18 protein-coding genes and 1 pseudogene are annotated in these 18,308 nt (G+C 63.5%); 9 read left to right on the top strand and 10 right to left on the bottom strand.

Going from position 1 to position 18,308, the window contains the following annotated elements; translation table 11 throughout:
• Window positions 1–11: 11 nt before the first annotated feature.
• Window positions 12–245 (bottom strand): annotated as a pseudogene (locus GSQ90_RS32830) (hypothetical protein); the annotation flags it as partial.
• 251 nt (window positions 246–496) lie between these two features.
• Complete coding sequence (locus GSQ90_RS10910) at window positions 497–694, bottom strand: hypothetical protein (RefSeq protein WP_158814845.1); 198 nt, start codon at window positions 692–694, stop codon at window positions 497–499.
• A gap of 101 nt (window positions 695–795) precedes the next feature.
• Here GSQ90_RS10910 and GSQ90_RS10905 point away from each other — a divergent pair, with 101 nt between their 5' ends.
• Window positions 796–1,671 (top strand): LysR family transcriptional regulator, encoded by an 876-nt coding sequence (locus GSQ90_RS10905; RefSeq protein WP_158814844.1) that lies wholly within the window; start codon window positions 796–798, stop codon window positions 1,669–1,671.
• Between the two features lie 17 nt (window positions 1,672–1,688).
• Here the strand turns inward: GSQ90_RS10905 and GSQ90_RS10900 are convergent, their stop codons facing one another.
• The 8 genes from GSQ90_RS10900 to GSQ90_RS10865 all read right to left on the bottom strand — a co-directional run bounded on the left by GSQ90_RS10900 (window position 1,689) and on the right by GSQ90_RS10865 (window position 8,347).
• Complete coding sequence (locus GSQ90_RS10900) at window positions 1,689–3,638, bottom strand: caspase family protein (RefSeq protein ID WP_158814843.1); 1,950 nt, start codon at window positions 3,636–3,638, stop codon at window positions 1,689–1,691.
• A gap of 107 nt (window positions 3,639–3,745) precedes the next feature.
• Window positions 3,746–4,147 carry a hypothetical protein gene (locus GSQ90_RS10895; RefSeq protein WP_158814842.1) on the bottom strand — a complete coding sequence of 134 codons (402 nt, stop codon included), beginning with the start codon at window positions 4,145–4,147 and terminating at the stop codon, window positions 3,746–3,748.
• Window positions 4,144–4,440 (bottom strand): hypothetical protein, encoded by a 297-nt coding sequence (locus tag GSQ90_RS10890; protein WP_158814841.1) that lies wholly within the window; start codon window positions 4,438–4,440, stop codon window positions 4,144–4,146. The genes GSQ90_RS10895 and GSQ90_RS10890 overlap by 4 nt, the downstream gene beginning before the upstream one ends.
• Window positions 4,441–4,667: 227 nt before the next feature.
• Window positions 4,668–4,973: a transcriptional regulator gene (locus GSQ90_RS10885; RefSeq protein ID WP_158814840.1), complete on the bottom strand. Its 306-nt coding sequence runs from the start codon at window positions 4,971–4,973 to the stop codon at window positions 4,668–4,670.
• Window positions 4,974–5,525, bottom strand: coding sequence for a hypothetical protein (locus GSQ90_RS10880; protein ID WP_158814947.1), 552 nt, complete (start codon window positions 5,523–5,525; stop codon window positions 4,974–4,976).
• 120 nt (window positions 5,526–5,645) lie between these two features.
• Window positions 5,646–6,878, bottom strand: a complete 1,233-nt coding sequence (locus tag GSQ90_RS10875; protein ID WP_158814839.1) for an NAD(P)/FAD-dependent oxidoreductase — start codon at window positions 6,876–6,878, stop codon at window positions 5,646–5,648.
• Window positions 6,879–6,890: 12 nt separating this feature from the next.
• Entirely contained in the window at window positions 6,891–7,208 is a 318-nt protein-coding gene (locus GSQ90_RS10870) for a MocE family 2Fe-2S type ferredoxin (RefSeq protein WP_158814838.1), read from the bottom strand.
• 53 nt (window positions 7,209–7,261) lie between these two features.
• On the bottom strand, window positions 7,262–8,347 hold the full coding sequence (locus GSQ90_RS10865; RefSeq protein WP_158814837.1) for a fatty acid desaturase family protein: 1,086 nt from the start codon (window positions 8,345–8,347) through the stop codon (window positions 7,262–7,264).
• A 161-nt stretch (window positions 8,348–8,508) separates the two neighbouring features.
• Between GSQ90_RS10865 and GSQ90_RS10860 the strand changes: the two genes are divergently transcribed.
• From GSQ90_RS10860 to hspQ, 8 genes are all read left to right on the top strand, one after another.
• Entirely contained in the window at window positions 8,509–9,537 is a 1,029-nt protein-coding gene (locus tag GSQ90_RS10860; RefSeq protein WP_158814836.1) for a LacI family DNA-binding transcriptional regulator, read from the top strand.
• Between the two features lie 361 nt (window positions 9,538–9,898).
• Window positions 9,899–10,828, top strand: a complete 930-nt coding sequence (locus GSQ90_RS10855; RefSeq protein ID WP_158814835.1) for a sugar ABC transporter substrate-binding protein — start codon at window positions 9,899–9,901, stop codon at window positions 10,826–10,828.
• A 134-nt stretch (window positions 10,829–10,962) separates the two neighbouring features.
• Window positions 10,963–12,501, top strand: coding sequence for a sugar ABC transporter ATP-binding protein (locus GSQ90_RS10850; protein WP_158814834.1), 1,539 nt, complete (start codon window positions 10,963–10,965; stop codon window positions 12,499–12,501).
• A gap of 46 nt (window positions 12,502–12,547) precedes the next feature.
• Window positions 12,548–13,579, top strand: a complete 1,032-nt coding sequence (locus GSQ90_RS10845) for an ABC transporter permease (RefSeq protein WP_246731527.1) — start codon at window positions 12,548–12,550, stop codon at window positions 13,577–13,579.
• A 166-nt stretch (window positions 13,580–13,745) separates the two neighbouring features.
• On the top strand, window positions 13,746–14,708 hold the full coding sequence (locus tag GSQ90_RS10840) for a DUF2865 domain-containing protein (protein ID WP_158814833.1): 963 nt from the start codon (window positions 13,746–13,748) through the stop codon (window positions 14,706–14,708).
• A gap of 169 nt (window positions 14,709–14,877) precedes the next feature.
• Window positions 14,878–16,692 carry an AsmA family protein gene (locus tag GSQ90_RS10835; RefSeq protein WP_158814832.1) on the top strand — a complete coding sequence of 605 codons (1,815 nt, stop codon included), beginning with the start codon at window positions 14,878–14,880 and terminating at the stop codon, window positions 16,690–16,692.
• Window positions 16,693–16,772: 80 nt separating this feature from the next.
• Window positions 16,773–17,816: a CoA ester lyase gene (locus tag GSQ90_RS10830; protein WP_158814831.1), complete on the top strand. Its 1,044-nt coding sequence runs from the start codon at window positions 16,773–16,775 to the stop codon at window positions 17,814–17,816.
• Window positions 17,817–17,937: 121 nt separating this feature from the next.
• Window positions 17,938–18,273, top strand: a complete 336-nt coding sequence (gene hspQ / locus GSQ90_RS10825) for a heat shock protein HspQ (protein WP_158814830.1) — start codon at window positions 17,938–17,940, stop codon at window positions 18,271–18,273.
• The last annotated feature ends 35 nt before the right edge of the window (window positions 18,274–18,308 follow it).

Genomic DNA, 18,308 nt, shown 5'->3' with positions numbered 1-18,308 from the left:
CGGCCACGCCGCTATTTGGCGGATGAATCGATCGCCAGATTGGGGATGCGACGCCTAAAGGGAGACCAGCCGAGCGTCATGCCGGCCGCCGACAACAGAATAGCGGCCGCCCCTGCGATCTGAAGAAGCTGCAATCGATGGCCGAACGCGATGATATCCACGAAAATCGCGACAACCGGATAAATGAAGGAGAGCGATCCGATCACATTGGTCGGCAGCTTCTGAATGGCGCCATAAAGCAGAACGTCGCCGCTGCGAAAACGCAGCGCCAGAACACGACGTCGATGATCGGCTCGCCGGAGGAAACGACGAACCACCCGATCGTTCCGGAAATCGCCATCGCCGCGGTCATCTCGGCGGTTCCGCGCATTCCATTCGTCATCGCGAAACCTTCCGAAATCCGGGTTTGAAGCGTGCCGGGCCGCCGCCGCGCCGCAACCCCGGGGATCGCGGGGCGGCGTCGGGCAGATTCGCCAATACGACCGCGTCAGCCGGCTCAGCGGCCGTGACGGATAGCGCTCTCAATGCCGCTTGACGCGAGGCCGATGTCGCGCAGCGAGGCGCCATCGAGCATCTGGGCGCAGGCGAGCTGTCGCCGCACGCGCCATTCGCGATGCAGCTTGAGCAAAAGTCCGGCGAGGTCGTGGAATGGGCCGCCAGTCGGCGCGGCGGAATGATGAATGAGCGAAGACATGATCGCCTCCAGTGAGGGTTCGCCCCCTAGATAGGATCGCCGCTTGTATTATTAAAGCGAATGTTTATGATGTCTTGAATTACGAATACTAATGGAACGCCATGAACCGCAATCTCGACACCGCCCTCATTCGCAGCTTCGTGACGGTCGCCGAAACCGCCAGCATGACGGCGGCGGCCAATGCGTTGCATCTGACCCAGGGCGCGATCAGCCAGCAGATCAAGCGCCTGGAGGAGACGTTCGAATGCGCCTTGTTCGAGCGCGACCGGCGCGGGCTCAAGCTCACGAACGCCGGCGAGCGGCTGCTCGGCAAGGCGAGGCGTCTCCTGGGGCTCAACGATGAGATCTGGGCCGAGTTGACGACGCCGGCCTTCACGGGAGAGATCAAGCTCGGCCTGCCCTATGATCTCGTCACGACTTACCTGCCGCCCGTTCTGAAGACTTACGCGCAAGCCTTTCCGCAAGTTGAGATTTCTCTCGTCTGCTTAACCTCGCCGATGCTCGCCGAAGCCCTGGCCGCTGGCGAAATCGATCTGGCGGTGATCGAGGAGCCGGTCGGTCGATCCAATGGCGAATGCCTGTCGATCGAGCGCCTGGTCTGGGTCGGCTGCAAGGGCGGCGAAGCCTATATGAAGCGTCCGCTGCCGATCTCGATCGTCAGCGACACCTGCGCATTCCGCCCCGTCGTGTTCGACGCACTGCGCCGCCAGGGCCTCGCGTGGCGATCCGTCTACGCCAATGGCAGCGTCGAGGCGATTACCGCGACGGTGATGACCGATCTTGCCGTGACCGCGTCCCTCGCCTCGACGGTTCCGTATGGCCTCGATGTGCTGGGGGCGGATTCGGGATTGCCGGAGTTGGCCAGTTTCGCCATCAACCTCCATCTCCCGCGCACCGACGCCAACCCGATCGCCCAGGGCCTGGCGCGCCATATCCGCGACGGTTTTCTCGGGCGGCGGCGCTTGATGGCGGCGTAGCGGACGTCAAGCCGGCTTCAGCCTTTCTGCGGCGGACCTAGCAGGCGCCATTGCTTGAGCGCGGGCGCGAGCGTCGCCCCGCCCTTGCCGTCGACGAGGCCGGCATAATAGCCCGCCTCCTTCAGCCGGACCTGCACGGCCCTGATCGTGTCATGCGACCAAGACGACGCTTTGGCCGTCAATTGATTGAAGGCCGATCCGTCGTCGCCGGCGACGCCGCGCAACAGCTCCTCGGCCGCGCCGGCCGGATCTTTGGGCACGCCGCGTCCTTCGTCGAGCAGAATGGCCGATGCGAGATAGCCGCGCGGGTCGCCAAGGCTTGACGATTGCTGAAAGAAATCGAGCGCCTCGGCGGGATTGCCCGCGGCGCCCTCCTGCGCCAGAACGCCTAGATCGTACGTCGCGATGGCCGAACCGCCCTGCGAGGCGGTCCGCAGCAGCGCCGCAGCGCGCGATGCGTTTTTCTCGACTCCTTTTCCGCTCATCAGCGCGACCGCCAGATTGATCGCGCCGTCGGCGCTGCCGCGCGCCGCCGCTTTTTCGTAGAGCGCGTTGGCGGCGGCAATATCCTTGGCGACGCCGTCGCCCGATTCCAGCAAGAGGCCGAGGCTGACCATCGCGCGCACGTCGCCCGCCTCCGCCGCCTTGCGGTAGAGACCGATCGCGTCATCGCGTCGCCCCGCCGCGGCGGTCGCGCGCGCCAGAAGGGCGAGATAATGGGAAACATTCGGATTCTGGTCGACCGCCGCGCGGCAGGCGGCGATCGCGGGCTCGGCGTTTTTGGCAAGCGTATCGAGATCGACGCCTGAATTATTCGCAGTGGAATCGCGCGGATGGGTCGCTAGTCTTTCGCAGACAATTCCGGGCGGCGCGTCCGAGCCTTGCGTCTGTTGCAGGCTGGCGAGCAGACCCGTCGCCTCCTGGACATGCGCGCCCGAGGGGTAGCGCGCCAGATAGAGATCGACGAGCGGCTTCTGTCGCCCATTTCTCGCCAGTTTCCATAGCAGTTCTTCGACGTTTTCCTTGGCCGGCGCGGGCGGCGCGTCTGCTGCGCCTTTGCCCGTCTTGCCGACCTCCGCGAGCAACGCCTTGACGTCGCCGACATGCGAGCCTTCGGGGTAGCGGTCGAGATAGATATGCAGAAGGCTGACGTCTCTCTGTCCGCCCGCCAGTTGCCACAGCAAGGTGTCCGGCGAACCGCTGGGCGCCTCGCCCGGCGCAAAATAGAACTGCCGGGTGAGCGACGAATTCTCCCATGGGATCTGCGCGCCGCCCGTCGCCGCGATGACGTCCTTGCGGACCTCGATCATCATGCTGGATATGTTCTGGCCGACGGCGGCGAGATGGCCGAGCAGGGATTGGGCGAAGGGACTGTTGCGGCCGGCGCCGTCGAAGGCGACATTGTCGGGTTGCGTCGCGAAGGCGATCAGAAAGCCGGCGGCGTTGCCGACCCGCGCCAGACCCTCGGCATGCGCGGAAGCCGGCGCATCCTTCAGCGGATTGGTGCGGCAGGCGTCCAGAAAGACCAGATGGATGCCCTCGCCCTCTTGCGCCTTGAGGACTTCGTCGAAATTCACGCTGTGTTTGTAGATGTCCTCTTCGCTGTGCAATTGGGCGTCCACCGGAATGAGATAATTATGGGACGCGACCTGCAAGCCGTGGCCGCCGTAATAGAAAAGCGAAACGTCGGCGGAAGCGGCGGCGAGCGCGAATTCGGCGATCGCCCGCTCCATGCCCGCCTGATCGAGATTGACGCCGGTCGTGACCTTGAAACCCAGGGTCTTGAGTTCCGCGGCGACATCGACGGCGTCGTTGGGCGGATTGGCGAGGGTCGCCACTTCGCGATAGGCGCCATTGCCGATCACCAGAGCGACGCGCGTCTCGGCGCGGGCGATCGCGGCGCCAACCGTCAACCCAATCAGCAGGGAAGCCAAAAGCGCGAGGCCGAGCCAGTTTATTCGGCGCATCGGCGCTCTGGAGCGCGATCGGCATCGATCGAATGGCGACAAGGGTCTCACTCTTCGCGCTGTCGCGGGGCCGGACGAAGGATCAAATCCCCGGCCCCGACCGCACGCTATAGGCCGACCGCCTTTTCGAGCCTATCGTCGGCAACTTGCAAAGTCTCGACGACGAACGAGCCTTCGCGCGTTTCGGCCTTGAGCGTAATCGGGTCGTCGGCCCTGAGCAAGGCGATCCGCTTGTGGACCTCGGCGATCGCATTCGTGACGGCCCGGATCGCCTCCTTCTTCGTCCTGGCCGTGCGCACCCTTGTCGCGGCCCTCTCGACAATGACGGGCAGGTCCTGGAATTCCCGAGGCAATTGCGGCGCCAGCGCGCGCAGGCCGGTCGCATAATCGTCGAGGGCGTCGGCGACGCAGCGCAGCGTATGGACATCGCAGGCGTCGACGGCCTGCTCGGTCGCGTGAGACAAGGCTTCGACCGCGCTGACGGGGTCGGAAGCGCCTACCGGGCTCACAATCGTATGCCCGCCGCCTGAGTTCCCGCCAGAACTGCCGCCGCCTCCCCCACCAGCGGCCCCGCCGCCGCCCGCAGCCGCTCCGCCTCCACCAGCGGCGGCTCCGCCACCTCCAGCAGCGGCTCCGCCTCCTCCAGCAGCGGCTCCGCCTCCTCCCGCGGCGGCTCCGCCGCCGCCGGGTCCGCCAGGAGCCGCCTGGGCCAGGCAATGAGTGACGACGCCCCCATAAAGCAAAGCGGCGAGCGCGATGCGAAAGACGAAGCGCAAATGAGACGAATGCATAAAGCCTCCAAAACCGTGGCAAGGCGGCCCCAGGCCTCGCGGCGTCCAGACCGTTTACGGTCCGGCGGAGCGCCGAGCGCTATCGGGGCCGGCCCAGCCGCAGTTTGGCCGCCAGAGAACGCCAGCTTTAAGAAAAGCGCTTCCGATTTGTCGGCCCCCAGCGCTCAACCCTGGCGCACGAGTGTTACAGAGCGCCGCCGTGGAGGCAATCCCTCGGCTTCTCCTGGCCGCGGTCCGCTCAACCGCCTTCGGCGCGATCGATAATTTCTCGCAAATGCGCGACATGGCGCGCGAAGGCGGCGCGGCCCGCCGACGTCTGGATGACCGTTGTCTGCGGACGCTTGGCGACGAACGCCTTTTCGACCGCGACATAGCCGGCTTTGGACAGGGTCTCGATATGGGCGCCCAGATTGCCGTCGGTGGCGCCGGTCAGGCTCTTGAGGCGCGTGAATTCCAGGCCCGTCTTGGCGGGCATGGCGTTGAGCGCCGCCATGATCCTGAGCCTGAGCGGCTGGTGAATGATCTCATCGAACGGCTCGACCATTCAGGCGCGCCTCATCCACAGACCGGCGAGCAGGAGCCCGCCGCCATTGACGAAGGCCATCCACAGATTGAACCATGGCCCGGCGAAGAAGAAGCCGATCAGCGTCAAGACCATGACGCTGACGCCGATAAAGACGAAGGCCCGCGCCGCCCAAAGGCCGACGATCGCAAAGGGCAGCATGAAATAGATCGGCCAGAAGGCGCTCAACGCGCGCGGCGCGAAATCGCCGAGCGTCAGCGTGCACAGAAAGCCGAAGCCGAAGAAGAGCAGGAGAGCGGACAAGAGGCGCCAGTCGAAAGATTTTCGTACCTGTTCCAAACGGTCGAAGACGCCAATCGCCACGCTTCCCGCGACGCCCAAAACGTAGACGGCGATCCATGCATAAAAGGAATGACGGGGCGCGAAGAAGGTCACGAGATAGCCGATGAAAACCAGGACGCCCCACAGAATCAGACTGAAGCTTGCGCGCTGGTAAACGATCGACTGACGCACCTTGCGGCTTATCGCGTCGATCTCGTCGAGCGCAGAGGCGGCTTCCTTGCTTTGCAGAATCATCGACAAGGGCTTTGCTTGTTATTTCGCGGAGGGCCGCGGCGCTCGCGAGATGCGCGCCACGAATATGCCGGGAATAGGCGACAAAGCAACCGACAGCCGATTGTTCGGCTGCGAACGTCACGCGGCAAGCAGCGACTTCAGCTTGACGTCCGGCGAGGCCAAAGCCTGGCGATCCGGCCGCGCGCGTCTGGCGATGAGCATTTCGGCGAGCCGCACTTCCCTTGCGATTTTGCCGAGCGGTCCGACCGCGCTCGCCGCCGCCAGCCGGCCGTCGTCCGTCAAGTGAAACAACAGAAGCGCGCCTTCGCCAAGATCGCGCGCGACCGTCTCGCGCCCCTCATCGACCAGCCCGGCGATTTGCAGGTTGAGGTCATGCTGGTCCGACCAGAACCATGGAACGGCCTGATATTCCTCGGCCGCCCCAAGCATGCTTTTGGCGGCGAAGGCGCCCTGATCAAACGCATTGCGCCAGGCTTCGAGCCTGATCCGGCGGCCGTTGTAAAGGGGATGTGGAAAGCTCGCGCAATCGCCCGCCGCGTAGATATGCGGATCGGACGTGCGCAATCGCCCGTCGACCGCGATCCCATTGTCGATCGACAAGGCGGCCGCCTCGGCAAGCGCGATGTCGGGCGCGGCGCCGATGCCGGCGATGAGGCAATCGGCCTCGATTTTGCGCCCGTTCGCGAGCGTGACGATATGATGATCGCCCGTGCGGCTGACGCCGGCGATCGTCGCGCCGGTCGCGAGTTCAACGCCCGCCGCGCGGTGCCGCGATGCGACGATATCGGCGATCGCCGACGGCACGCCGCGCATCAGAATGCGCGGCGCCGCCTCGATCACCATGACCTCGCAACCCAGCGCGCAGGCGCTGGACGCCAATTCGAGGCCGATGAAGCCGCCGCCAATGATCGCAATGCGCCGGCCTGCCTTCATATGGCCGCGCAATGCGAGAGAATCGTCGAAGTTGCGGAGATAGACCGCCGCGTCGGCGCCCTTGATCGCGAGCCGGCGCGGCTTCGCCCCGGTCGCGAGCAGCAGCTTGTCATAGGCAAGCGCGCGGCCATTGGAGAGCGCGACATTGCGCGCGGAACGGTCGATCGATACGACGCAGACGCTCGTCAGGTGGTCGATATTCGAGCCGACAAGCCCGGCGGCGTCGCCGATCGTCGGAATGGCGGGCGCGGCCTCGCTGACGATCGTCGCCTTTGACAGCGGCGGGCGCTCGTAAGGCGCATGCCGCTCGTCGCCAATCAGCGTGAGCGGAGCGTCATAACCCTCGGCGCGCAGCGTGATCGCGGCGCGCGCGCCCGCCTCCCCTGCCCCGACAATGACGATTCCGGCTTTTGTCACCCCCGCATTCCTTCAACCGAGGTTCAAAAAGACGCGCCCGCCTTCGACCTTGACCGGATAGGTCGCCAGATCGACGCAAACCGGCGCGCCCTTGGCCGCGCCGGTGCGAAAATCAAATCGGCCGTTGTGTTTGGGGCATTCGATAATCGAACCCATCACCAGGCCATCGGCCAGATGAACCTGTTCATGCGTGCAAAGGCCGTCGGTCGCGAAATAAACGTTGTCGTCGGTCCGGTAGATCGCGAAGGTCCTGGCGCCGTGATCGAAGCGGATCACGTCCTCCTCGTCGATGTCGTCCGCCGCGCAGGCGTCGACCCAGTCGTCAGCCATGGACTTCCTCCTCTGATATCGCCGCCGCGAAATGGACGCTGGCGATGGATCTTCTATTCCGCGGCGACGACTTGCGTATCGTGATTGTAAGGCACAGCCTTCGCAGAGGAAGGCAGCTCGCGCTTCACGAAATAGCCGGGATCGCTCATCTGCCGGTACAGGGCGCCGAATATCTCGCGATAGGCGACCAACGTATTGGGATAAGGGGGCGGACAATCGGCCTTCACGGCCTCGTGCAATTGCGGCAGCGCGTGATAGGGGATCATCGGGAACATGTGATGCTCGACGTGGTAATTCATGTTCCAGTAAAGAAACCGGAAGATCGGATTCATATAGACCGTGCGCGCGTTGAGCCGATGGTCGAGCACGTCTTCGGCGAGCCCGGCATGCTGGGTCAGGCCGAAATAAATCGTCATGAAGCCGCCATAGAAGCTGGGCAGGCCGATGATCATCGCCGGCAGAACTGAGCGCGTCAGCAGGCAGGCGGCGATGACGCAGGCGAAGATGGCCAGATAGATCCGCGCGACGAGCGTGACTTTCCAGCGCTCCATATCGGGCACGAAGGTCTGCTCCTCCGCGGTCAGCTGGCCCAACGCATGCAGCGTAAGAAGCCGAAACGCATGCATGCCGCTTTTCAGCGCGAAAAGATTGAGCAGGATGCCGGCGATGTCGGGCGGTCGCGGCACCGCGATTTCGGGATCGCGCCCGACGATGATCGTGTCGGTGTGGTGACGGGTATGGCTCCAGCGCCAGATGGTCGGCTCGCGCAGGATCATGAAACAGGCGATGTGATAGACGGCGTCGTTCATCCAGCGCGTCTTGAACGCCGTGCCATGACCGCATTCGTGCCAGCGGCTGTCGGACGACGAGCCATAGAGCACGCCGTAGACGAGGAAGAATGGGACCGCCGCCCAGCTTCCCCAGAAATGAACCCCAAGCGCGCCGGAGGCGACGAGCGCGGCGAACCAGATCAGCGTATCGCGGATCGCCGGGCCGTCCTTGCGCTTCATCAGCTCCTTCAATCGCTTGCGCGGGACCGGGCAGGCGTACCATTGCGCCGCCGAAAGGCCCGTCTCGACGGCGAGCTTCGCATCCAGTCCAATCAGACTGTAGTCCCTCGGCGTGATTTCGACGGGCATCTTCGCCTCCCGGGGATCGAGGCTGAAATCGATCGAGCCCGGTCCTATGCGCGGCAAGCTAGCGGGACGGCCTCGGCGCCTCAATGAAAGACTCGCAAAATCTCTCATTTTCTATCAAAGTGGTCGCGCCCATAATAAGGGACTTGCGAGCGGAGGCCGGAATGAGCAAGCGACCGACCGTCTCCGACCTCGCCAGCGCCGCCGGCGTGAGCATCGCGACCGTCGATCGCGTCCTCAACCAGCGTCATCCCGTTCGCGAGGGGACCGCTGACCGGGTGATGCGCGCCGCCGAATCCATCGGCTATCACGCGACCTCGCTCCTCAAACAGCGCTTGCGCGTCGATGTTCCCCAACGAACCCTGGGATTCCTGCTGCAGAAACGCGACGCCTTTTATCAGCAACTCGCCGACGACCTTCAGGCGGCGACGCGCGATGCGACAAGCCTTCGCGGCAAGCCCATCATCGAATTTGTCAGCGAGCTCTCGCCCGCGACCATCGCGGAGCGCTTGCGTCATCTGGGCGAACAGGCGGACGCGGTCGCCCTCGTGTCGGTCGATCACCCCTATGTGTCGCAGGCGATCGAGGCCTTGCGCGCGCGCAATGTGCCGACCTTCGCGATATTGTCCGATCTGACCGCCGAGGCCCGCGCCGGCTTCATCGGCCGCGACAATCGCAAGGAAGGCCGCACCGCCGCCTGGATGATCGCCAAAACCGCCAGACAGCCCGGCAAGGTCGGAATCATCGTCGGCAGCCACCGTTATTTGTGCCAGGAAACGGCGGAAATATCTTTTCGCGCCTATTTCCGCGAGCACGCGTCGAATTTCGACGTTCTGGAGCCCCTCACCAATCTCGAGGACGCGCGCATCGCCCGCGCCGCCACGCAGAATATGATGGCGACCAATCCCGATCTCGTCGGTCTCTACATTTGCGGAGGCGGCATGGAGGGGGTCGTCGCCGCCGCGCGCGAAGAGCCGACCCACGATCCCGTCGCCATCGTCTGCAACGAACTGACGCCCAAGACCAGAGCCGGCCTGATCGAAGGCGTGCTGACCGCCGTCATTGCGACGCCGACGGCGCTGCTGGCGGCGAAAACCGTGGCGGCGATGGCGCAAGCGATCGCCGCGCCTTCGGGCGGCCCGCCCGGCCAGATCCTGGTGCCTTTCGACCTCTATATATCGACCAATATTTGACGTTGCGCGCCGCGCCCGATGCGGGCTGGCCGACCGCGCTTGCCCCCGCTTGACTCTTTCTCATACTGAAAATTCTAAAAATGAATGATTTTGCAATAAATATTCTATTTTCGATTGTGCTGCGAATTTTCGTGGGCTAAGGATACGCAGGATCTCCTGAAACGCGACTGATCGCCGCCGCCCGCCGCGCGGGCATTCGGCGACGCGATTGGGAGATGGGCGGACGCGGCGCTTCATCGTCGCGACGGCCGATGTGCGACAGCCTTGCGGCGGTCGTCATGCCAGCAATCGCCCGGCGCGTCGCCGGGTCGTCAATAAAAACCGGCGCGAACGTCGGGACATTTTTTGGAGGAGATGAACCATGAAGCGCATTCTTATCGCCCTGGCCGCGACCACCATTTTGTCGGGTTCGGCCTATGCCGCCAAAATCGGCGTCTCGATGGATAAATTCGACGACAACTTCCTCACCGTTCTGCGCAACGGCATGAGCGATTACGCCAAGACGCAGCCAGGCGTCACTCTGCAGGTTGAGGACGCCAAGGATGACGTCTCCAAGCAGATCAGCCAGGTACAGAATTTCATCGCCAACAAGATGGATGCGATCATCGTCAATCCCGTCGACACCAGTGCGACCGCCGCGATCACCAAGCTCGCCGCGGAAGCCGGCGTGCCGCTCGTCTACGTCAATCGCGAGCCTGCCGATGTCGACAGTCTGGGACCGAAAGCCGCCTTCGTCGCCTCGAACGAAAAGGACTCCGGCACGCTGGAGGCCAAGCAAATCTGCAAGCTGCTCGGCGGCAAGGGCGACATTCTGGTGATGGAAGGCGAATTGTCGAACCAGGCGGCGGTGCAACGCACCAAGGACATTCACGAAGTCATCGCGACCCCTGACTGCAGCGGCATCAAGATCATCGCCGAGCAGACCGCGGCATGGGATCGCACCAAGGCGCAGAATTTGATGACCAACTGGCTGTCGAAAGGCATGAAATACGACGCCGTCGTCTCCAACAACGACGAAATGGCGGTCGGCGCGCTACAAGCGATGAAGGCGGCGGGCGTCGACACCAAGGCGGCGATCGTCGGCGGCGTCGATGCGACGCAGGACGCGCTGGCGTCGATGAAAGCGGGCGACCTCAAGGTCACCGTCTTCCAGGACGCGGCAGGCCAAGGCAAGGGCGCGGTCGACGCCGCGCTCAAGCTGGCCGCCGGCGGGACTGTCGAAAAGAAGGTCTATATTCCCTTCCAACTCGTGACCCCGGCCAACATGGCCGACTTCACCAAGAAGAACTGAGGGCGTCAGGCGAAACCTCGCCCCACCCCGGACCCCTCCCCGTAAGAACGGGGAGGGGAAATTGCCGCGCCTCTCCCCTCCCCGTCCTCACGGGGAGGGGCCGGGGGTGGGGTACGGATGGAGCCATCCCCCCGATGCTCAGCCCTTCGACAGCAGAAGTCGTCCGCCAGAGCGGCGCCGTTCCCGGCGCCGAATATCTGCTTGAGGTCGAGAATGTCCGCAAAGCCTTTCCTGGCGTGCTGGCGCTCGACAATGTCTCGTTCCGCCTGAAGCGCGGCCATGTCCACGCGCTGATGGGCGAGAACGGCGCCGGCAAGTCGACGCTGATGAAGATCATCGCCGGCATTTATCAACCGGACTCGGGCTCCTTCCGGCTCAAGGGCCAGGAAATCCGCCTCACCTCGCCGCTCGACGCGCTGCAATACGGCATTGCGATGATCCATCAGGAGCTGAACCTGATGGCCTTCATGACGGTGGCCGAAAATATCTGGATTCGCCGCGAGCCGCTCAATGGTTTCGGCTTCGTCCGCCACGATGAAATGCGGCGCAAGACTCAGGCTTTGTTCGACCGCCTCGATATCGGCGTCGATCCGGAAGCGGAGGTGCGCGATCTCAGCGTCGCCAACCGGCAGATGGTCGAAATCGCCAAGGCGGTGTCTTATGAGTCCGACATTCTCATCATGGACGAGCCGACCTCCGCGCTGACGGATCGTGAAGTCGATCATCTCTTCAAGATCATTCGCACCCTCAAGGCGCAGGGCAAGGGCATCGTTTACATCACCCACAAGATGAACGAGCTGTTCGAAATCGCCGACGAAGTCTCCGTGTTTCGCGACGGCAAGTTCGTCGGCGAGCATCAGGCCTCCGACGTGACGCGCGACGACATCATCAAACTGATGGTCGGGCGTGAAATCACCCAGATGTTTCCCAAGCAGACCGTGCCGATCGGCGACGTCGCGCTTTCGGTCCGCAACCTGACGCTCAAAGGGCGCTTTCACGACATTTCCTTCGATCTGCACAAGGGCGAGATTCTGGGTTTGGCGGGGCTCGTCGGCTCAGGCCGCAGCAATGTCGCCGAGACATTGTTCGGCGTATCGCCCGCGACCTCAGGCACGATCGCCGTCGAGGGCCGCGAGATCGCGATCCGCAATCCTGGCGTGGCGATGGACGCGGGGATGGCGTTCCTCACCGAGGACCGCAAGGAGAGCGGCTGTTTCCTGCTGCTCAGCGTCTTGGACAATATGCAGATCGCGGTGCTGCGCGACAAATATGTGCGCGCCGGCTTCGTCAGGGAGCGGGAAGTCGAAGCGCTCTGCCAGGAACAGAAGACGAGCCTGAGAGTGCGCACGCCCGACCTTGCCGAGCCGGTCCTGAATCTGTCCGGCGGCAATCAGCAGAAGGTTCTGATCGCGCGCTGGCTGATGACCCATCCCAGCATCCTCATTCTCGACGAACCGACGCGCGGCATCGACGTTGGCTCCAAAGCGGAGATCCATCGGCTGATCAGCGAGCTGGCGGCCAAGGGGGTCGCGGTCTTGATGATCTCCTCGGAGATGCCGGAGGTGCTGGGCATGAGCGATCGCGTAATGGTGATGCACGAGGGACGCATGACCGGCATCGTCGATCGCAAGGACGCGACGCAAGTCAAGATCATGGAGCTCGCGTCGCAATAGTGCGCGCCCGAGAGGCGACAGGGCGATAAAAGATAGGAATGAGACCGTGACCACCGAACCCGCGCCCACACTCATCCGGCCCGCCGAAGCGTCCGTCGCGGCGCGCCGCCGTCTGCCGCCGGAGCTCAGCATCCTGGGCGTCATGATCGGCATGATGCTGTTGTTCGAAGTGCTCGGCTGGATTTTCGTCGGTCAAAGCTTCATCGCCAATCCGCTGCGCCTGAAGATCATGATCTTGCAAGAAGCGGTGATCGGCATCATCGCGGTCGGCGTCACGCAAACCATCATCATGGGCGGCATCGATCTGTCGTCCGGCTCGCTCGTCGGCATGACGGCGATGATCGCCGCCAGCCTCGCCCAGAGCGCCGGCTTCACGCATGCGGTCTATCCCGGTCTGACCGGCTTGAATCCGCTCTTTCCGGTCGCAGCCGGCCTATTCTGCGGTCTGCTCGCCGGGCTGATCAATGGCGGGTTGATCGCGCTCACAAAAATTCCGCCCTTCATCGCGACGCTCGGCATGATGGTCTCGGCGCGCGGCGTCGCCGACTGGTATACGGACGGCCAGCCGATCGGCAATCTCGAAGATTCTTATGCGGTCATCGGCTCGGGCTGGTGGCCGGTGGTGATCTTCCTTGCCGTGGCGGCGATCTTCCATATCGCGCTGCGCTACACACGCTACGGCAAATTCACCTATGCGATCGGCGCCAATCCGCTCGCCGCGCGCGTCTCCGGCATCAATGTCGAGCGCCATATCATGGTCGTCTACATGCTCGCGGGCCTGCTTTCGGGTCTTGCCGGCATCGTGCAGACGGCGCGCGCGATCAGCGGCCAGGCAGGCGTCGGCGTCGGCTTCGAGCTTGACGCCATCGCAGCGGCGGTGATCGGCGGGACGTCGCTGTCAGGCGGCGTCGGCCGCCTGACCGGCACCGTGATCGGCACTGTGATCCTGGGCGTTCTGACCTCGGGCTTCACCTTCCTGAATGTTGACGCGCATTATCAGGAAATCATCAAGGGCGCCGTCATCATCGCCGCCGTTGTCACCGATCAATACCGCCAGCGGCGCCGGCGCAGCGTCTGATCGCCATAACGAGCCGGGCGGTCCGACAGGCCGCCAAGTCAAGCGCGCTAACCAAGTTTCGCGTTGGCGGTTGCTCATCCCATGCTCTATCCTTAAAAATGTGTTAAGGATTTCAGACGGAGGCCACCCGTCTAACTCGCGATTGATTAAGCGTTGGGGACGTTGGATGACTGGCCGTATCGTTCAAGGCTTGCCGAAAGCGATTGATATCGCTGGCCTTTCTTTCGGCTCTCACCCGGTAAAAGCGCCCAAGCCGAGACGCCGCACGCTGGCGGCGTTTTTGACTGGCGCCGGCCTTCTCGCGCTGGGATTCTGTTCTCTGGAAGCAGGCGTCGCCGCGGGCTTGGTTAACAGTTCGAACAGCCCGATATCCTTCATCACAAGCCAGGTTCACAATCGGTTTTCGGCGCTCGAAGGCGTTCCTGCGGCGGTTTCCAATGTCGTCTTGATGCCGCTGGAGCCCCGCGTCAGACATAAGCGCAATGGCGTCGTGGTCGCCAGCGCGGCCGAGAATTCTTCATCGCTGCCGCGCCATTCCGTCTGCGTGCGCCTGTGCGACGGTTATTACTTCCCCATCGGCCCGTTGTCGCGGGCCGGCGATCTGCCCAACCAGGAAGCGGCGTGTTCGGGGCTGTGCCCGGATGCGCCGACGCAATTGTTTGTCGAGCCGGCCGGATCGGACAAGATCGAGGACGCGGTCTCAAGCAATGGCGCGCGCTATACCGCGTTGCCGGTCGCCTTTCGCAATCGGGCAACCGTCGACAACACCTGCTCTTGCCATCGTCGTCCCGGCGAAACCTTCTCCCTGCTCAATGATTCCACGCTGCGCCAGGGCGATTCGATCATGACGCCCTCCGGAATCGTCGTCTTTCGCGGCAACGGACATATGCCTTACGCGCAAGGCGATTTCACCAATCTGGCGAACGCCTCGATGCCCAGGGACAAGCGCGAGACTTTGGCGGCGATCGAGCGCGCCGCCCTTCCGGGCCTCCGTCAATCCAGCGTAGCCCCTACGCCGCCGCGCAAGTCGCAAATCGCCTTCGCCGCGCCCTCGCCCGACCGCCTGAAGGCGACGCCCGCCAACAAGTCGATCCGCTTTGTCGAGCCGATGATCTCGGCGAGCAATTGACATATTCCGCTGGCGCCCTCTTTCATGACGGCGCGGCGGGGATCTTTGGATCGAAGGACGTTCACCGGGATTGTTGAGCGATGGGCTCGAACAGGCCGTGAACAATTAGCAGCCGTAGCCGATTCCGGGATCCGGCGCAGCGTCATCCGAACAAAAACACGCTATAGACGTGGGCGAGAATGGCGAAAAATCGCCCTTCCCCTGGTTCGCCAAGGACGAATGGATGCGCTTACGTGTGATATGGGCGGCGGCTTTGTTTTTCGCCGCCCTCGCTCTGCCGGCCGGCTTCTATCGATGGCCGATTTCCTCCGCCTTCGTCATCGAGGAAACGAGCGCGCGCCTTTCGAATTCCCTGGGACTGGAATTGCGCCGACCGGCGCGCGTTCACTTCAGTCTTCTTCCAACCCCCACGCTTCATATGGTCGACGTGGAGGTTCGGGGGCGGGATAATCAGACCATCCTGACCGCGCCCGAAGCGAGCGTCCGCCTCGCGCTGCTGCCGCTGCTCGCCGGGAATTTCGAACTCGCCAGCGCCAAATTGCGTCAACCCACGCTTCTTATCGATCTCGATTCGCAGCCCTTCGCCTCGGGCAGCGTTATTTCGACGACGATGGGCGCGAAGAGCGGCGACGGAGGCTCGGCCCCGCTCGGCGCGCTCCAGATTCACGGCGGGCTGATGCGCATCGTCAGCGCCGCCAACAAGATCGACACGATCGTCGAAGATGTCGACGGGAGTTTCGATTGGCCAAAATTCGACTCTTCGCTTCGTCTCGATTTGCACGCGACATGGCGTGGCGAACGGCTTGCCGTCGAAGCCAGTCTTGGCCAGCCTGCCGATCTGTTGAAGGGCGGCCGCTCGGACAGCCATTTGTCCGTCGCCTCCAGCAACGTTCAGATCGGACTGGACGGCGATATTTTTGACACCCCCAGCCGATTCGAGGGCTCCGTATCGGCGAACGTCGTTTCGGCCTCAGCGCTCAAACGCATCCTTGGCTTGCCCGATGCTTCCGGGCTTTCGGATGGGCGCATTTCGCTCGCGGCCAAAGTGACGGCGAATTCGCAAATGCTCACCTTGAGCGCGACGCGATTGAGTTTTCTGGAACAAAGTTTCGAGGGCGCGTTGGCGTTCACCAAATCCGCCAAACGTCTGGCTGTTTCGGGCACGCTGGCGGCCGATGAACTGGATCTCGCGCCGATCATGGCGAGCGCCCCTGCCGTGATCGATGCAAAAGGCGACTGGAGCCTCGCCCCTTTCAATTTCGCGCCGCTGACGGCTTTCGATTTCGATCTGCGCGTCTCAGCGGCCCGGGTCAAATGGCGCGACCATCCTTTGACGGACGCAGCCATTGAGCTCCTGAGCGAGAATGGCCGGCTGACTGCGACGCTTGCGGAGGCGACCGCCTATGCCGGGCTCCTCAAGGCGGAAATCGCTTTCGCGCCGACGCCGTCCAGCTTTGAAACGCATGCCTCGGCCAGCTTGGTCAATGCGGACATCGGCGCTCTCTGCAGAGATTTCGGCTGGGGCGCTTATTCGGGTCAGGGAGGCGGCGAATTCTCCCTGCAAGCGAACGGCGACAGTCCCGCCGCATTGGCCCGCGCGCTCGAAGGCAAAGCGACAATCCAGCTCGGCCCGGGCGTCATCGATGGCGTGAGCTTCGAGGAGGCCTTGCGGCGCAGCGAACGTCGGCCGATCGACGTCTTCAACGACATGCGCATGGGGCGCACCGTATTCACCCAGGCGGCGGCGAATCTGACGCTCGAGGGAGGCGGCGGGGGGACCATCAACGCCTCGATGGCCGGCCCTGGCGTCAGCTTATCGCTCGCCGGTGTGCTCGATGTGGCCAGGCGGCAATGGACGGCGCGCGCGACGGCGACGCAAACCGACGAAAAGGGCGTGCCCGTAGCGAAAGGCCCCCATCTCGATTTCGACATTGCGGGGCCGTGGTCGGCCCCGACCATCAAGCCTTTCGTGGGCGGCGGCTGAAAGGCGGCCCATTTCGGCGATAGAATCGAAGGCTGCGCCTGGCAGCCATATTGCATGCTGCGGAAATAGCGGAGCCGGTCATGAAATCCCCTCGCAAGTTCTTCGAGCCGCTCGCCATTGGCGCGCCCTCGCCTTATCGCGAATTGCCGATGCGGCTTGAGCGGATGATCCATTTTGTGCCGCCGCACATCGAAAAGCTCCGCGCCAAAGCGGGCGAATTGGCCAGCCAGGTCGATGTCATTCTCGGCAATCTCGAAGACGCGATTCCGATCGAGGCCAAAGCCGCGGCGCGCGAGGGATTTATCGCAATGGCGCGCGCAACCGATCTCGGCACAACGGGCCTTTGGGCGCGGGTCAACGCGCTCAATTCGCCGTGGTTCCTCGACGACATGACGCGGCTGGTGGGCGAAGTCGGCGACCGGCTCGACGTCATCATGCTGCCGAAGGTCGAGGGCCCCTGGGACATTCATTTCATCGACCAATATCTGGGACTGCTAGAAGCCCGGCACGCGGTCAAGAAACCGATTCTGGTCCATGCCATTCTGGAGACGGCCGAGGGCGTCAACAATGTCGCCGAAATCGCCCGCGCTTCGCCGCGCCTGCACGGGATGAGCCTGGGTCCGGCCGACCTCGCCGCTTCGCGCGCGATGAAGACGACGCGCGTCGGCGGCGGCCATCCCGACTATCGCGTGCTGGCCGATTCCGGCGCGCCCGGCGAGCCGCGCCGCGCCGCGCAGCAGGACCCCTGGCATTATACGATCGCCCGCATGGTCGACGCCTGCGCGGCCAATGGCGTCAAGCCTTTCTACGGCCCGTTCGGCGATTTCGCCGACGCGGACGCTTGCGAGGCGCAATTTCGCAATGCGTTTTTGCTAGGCTGCGCCGGCGCCTGGACGCTGCATCCCAGCCAGATCGCGATCGCCAAGCGGGTGTTTTCACCCGATCCGGCCGAGGTCGCTTTCGCCAAGCGCATACTCGCCGCCATGCCCGACGGCTCCGGAGCCGTGATGATCGACGGTAAGATGCAGGACGACGCCACCTGGAAACAGGCCAAAGTCATCGTGGATCTTGCCCGCCAGGTCGCCGCCAAGGATATCGAATTTGCCGCGCTCTACGGCTTCTGAGCGAGGCGCGAGAAACGCCGGGGCGCGTCCGTCGTCGCCGGCGCCTAGTCTTTTATGCGGAATTGACTCCCACTCCCCCCAAGGAGTAACCAGCCGACGATAGAGAGGGCGTGCAGTTTCGATGAAAACGCGGGTTGCTAAATTCGGCATTGGCCAAGTGGTCAAACACCGTATCTATCCGTTTCGCGGCGTCATTTATGACGTCGACCCGGTTTTCGCCAATACGGAAGAATGGTGGCGGCAAATCCCGGCCGAGGTGCGCCCCTCGAAGGATCAGCCCTTCTATCATCTGTTCGCCGAGAATGCCGAAACCCAGTATGTCGCCTATGTCTCCGAGCAGAACCTGCTCCCCGACGAGTCAGGCGAGCCGGTGCGCGCCAATCCTCAAATCGACGAAATGTTCGTGCGCGGCGACGACGGCGCTTATCGCATGCGCATGGCCCACCGCTCGAGCTAGGCTCGCCGTCCGCAGCAAGCGTGGACGACGGCCAG

The organism is Methylocapsa sp. S129 (assembly GCF_009765995.1).
Lineage (GTDB): Bacteria > Pseudomonadota > Alphaproteobacteria > Rhizobiales > Beijerinckiaceae > Roseiarcus.
The sequence above is the reverse complement of the archived record's forward strand: the minus strand, read 5'-3'. Positions and strand labels throughout refer to the sequence as shown.

Excerpts from the sequence above, each read along its gene's own strand:
- GSQ90_RS10905 (WP_158814844.1), top strand. The coding sequence starts at position 796 with ATGAACCGCAATCTCGACACCGCCCTCATTCGCAGCTTCGTGACGGTC.
- GSQ90_RS10840 (WP_158814833.1), top strand. The coding sequence starts at position 13,746 with ATGACTGGCCGTATCGTTCAAGGCTTGCCGAAAGCGATTGATATCGCT.
- GSQ90_RS10885 (WP_158814840.1), bottom strand. The coding sequence starts at position 4,973 with ATGGTCGAGCCGTTCGATGAGATCATTCACCAGCCGCTCAGGCTCAGG.
- GSQ90_RS10850 (WP_158814834.1), top strand. The coding sequence starts at position 10,963 with ATGCTCAGCCCTTCGACAGCAGAAGTCGTCCGCCAGAGCGGCGCCGTT.
- GSQ90_RS10900 (WP_158814843.1), bottom strand. The coding sequence starts at position 3,638 with ATGCGCCGAATAAACTGGCTCGGCCTCGCGCTTTTGGCTTCCCTGCTG.
- GSQ90_RS10865 (WP_158814837.1), bottom strand. The coding sequence starts at position 8,347 with ATGCCCGTCGAAATCACGCCGAGGGACTACAGTCTGATTGGACTGGAT.
- GSQ90_RS10855 (WP_158814835.1), top strand. The coding sequence starts at position 9,899 with ATGAAGCGCATTCTTATCGCCCTGGCCGCGACCACCATTTTGTCGGGT.
- GSQ90_RS10870 (WP_158814838.1), bottom strand. The coding sequence starts at position 7,208 with ATGGCTGACGACTGGGTCGACGCCTGCGCGGCGGACGACATCGACGAG.
- hspQ (WP_158814830.1), top strand. The coding sequence starts at position 17,938 with ATGAAAACGCGGGTTGCTAAATTCGGCATTGGCCAAGTGGTCAAACAC.
- GSQ90_RS10830 (WP_158814831.1), top strand. The coding sequence starts at position 16,773 with ATGAAATCCCCTCGCAAGTTCTTCGAGCCGCTCGCCATTGGCGCGCCC.
- GSQ90_RS10860 (WP_158814836.1), top strand. The coding sequence starts at position 8,509 with ATGAGCAAGCGACCGACCGTCTCCGACCTCGCCAGCGCCGCCGGCGTG.
- GSQ90_RS10910 (WP_158814845.1), bottom strand. The coding sequence starts at position 694 with ATGTCTTCGCTCATTCATCATTCCGCCGCGCCGACTGGCGGCCCATTC.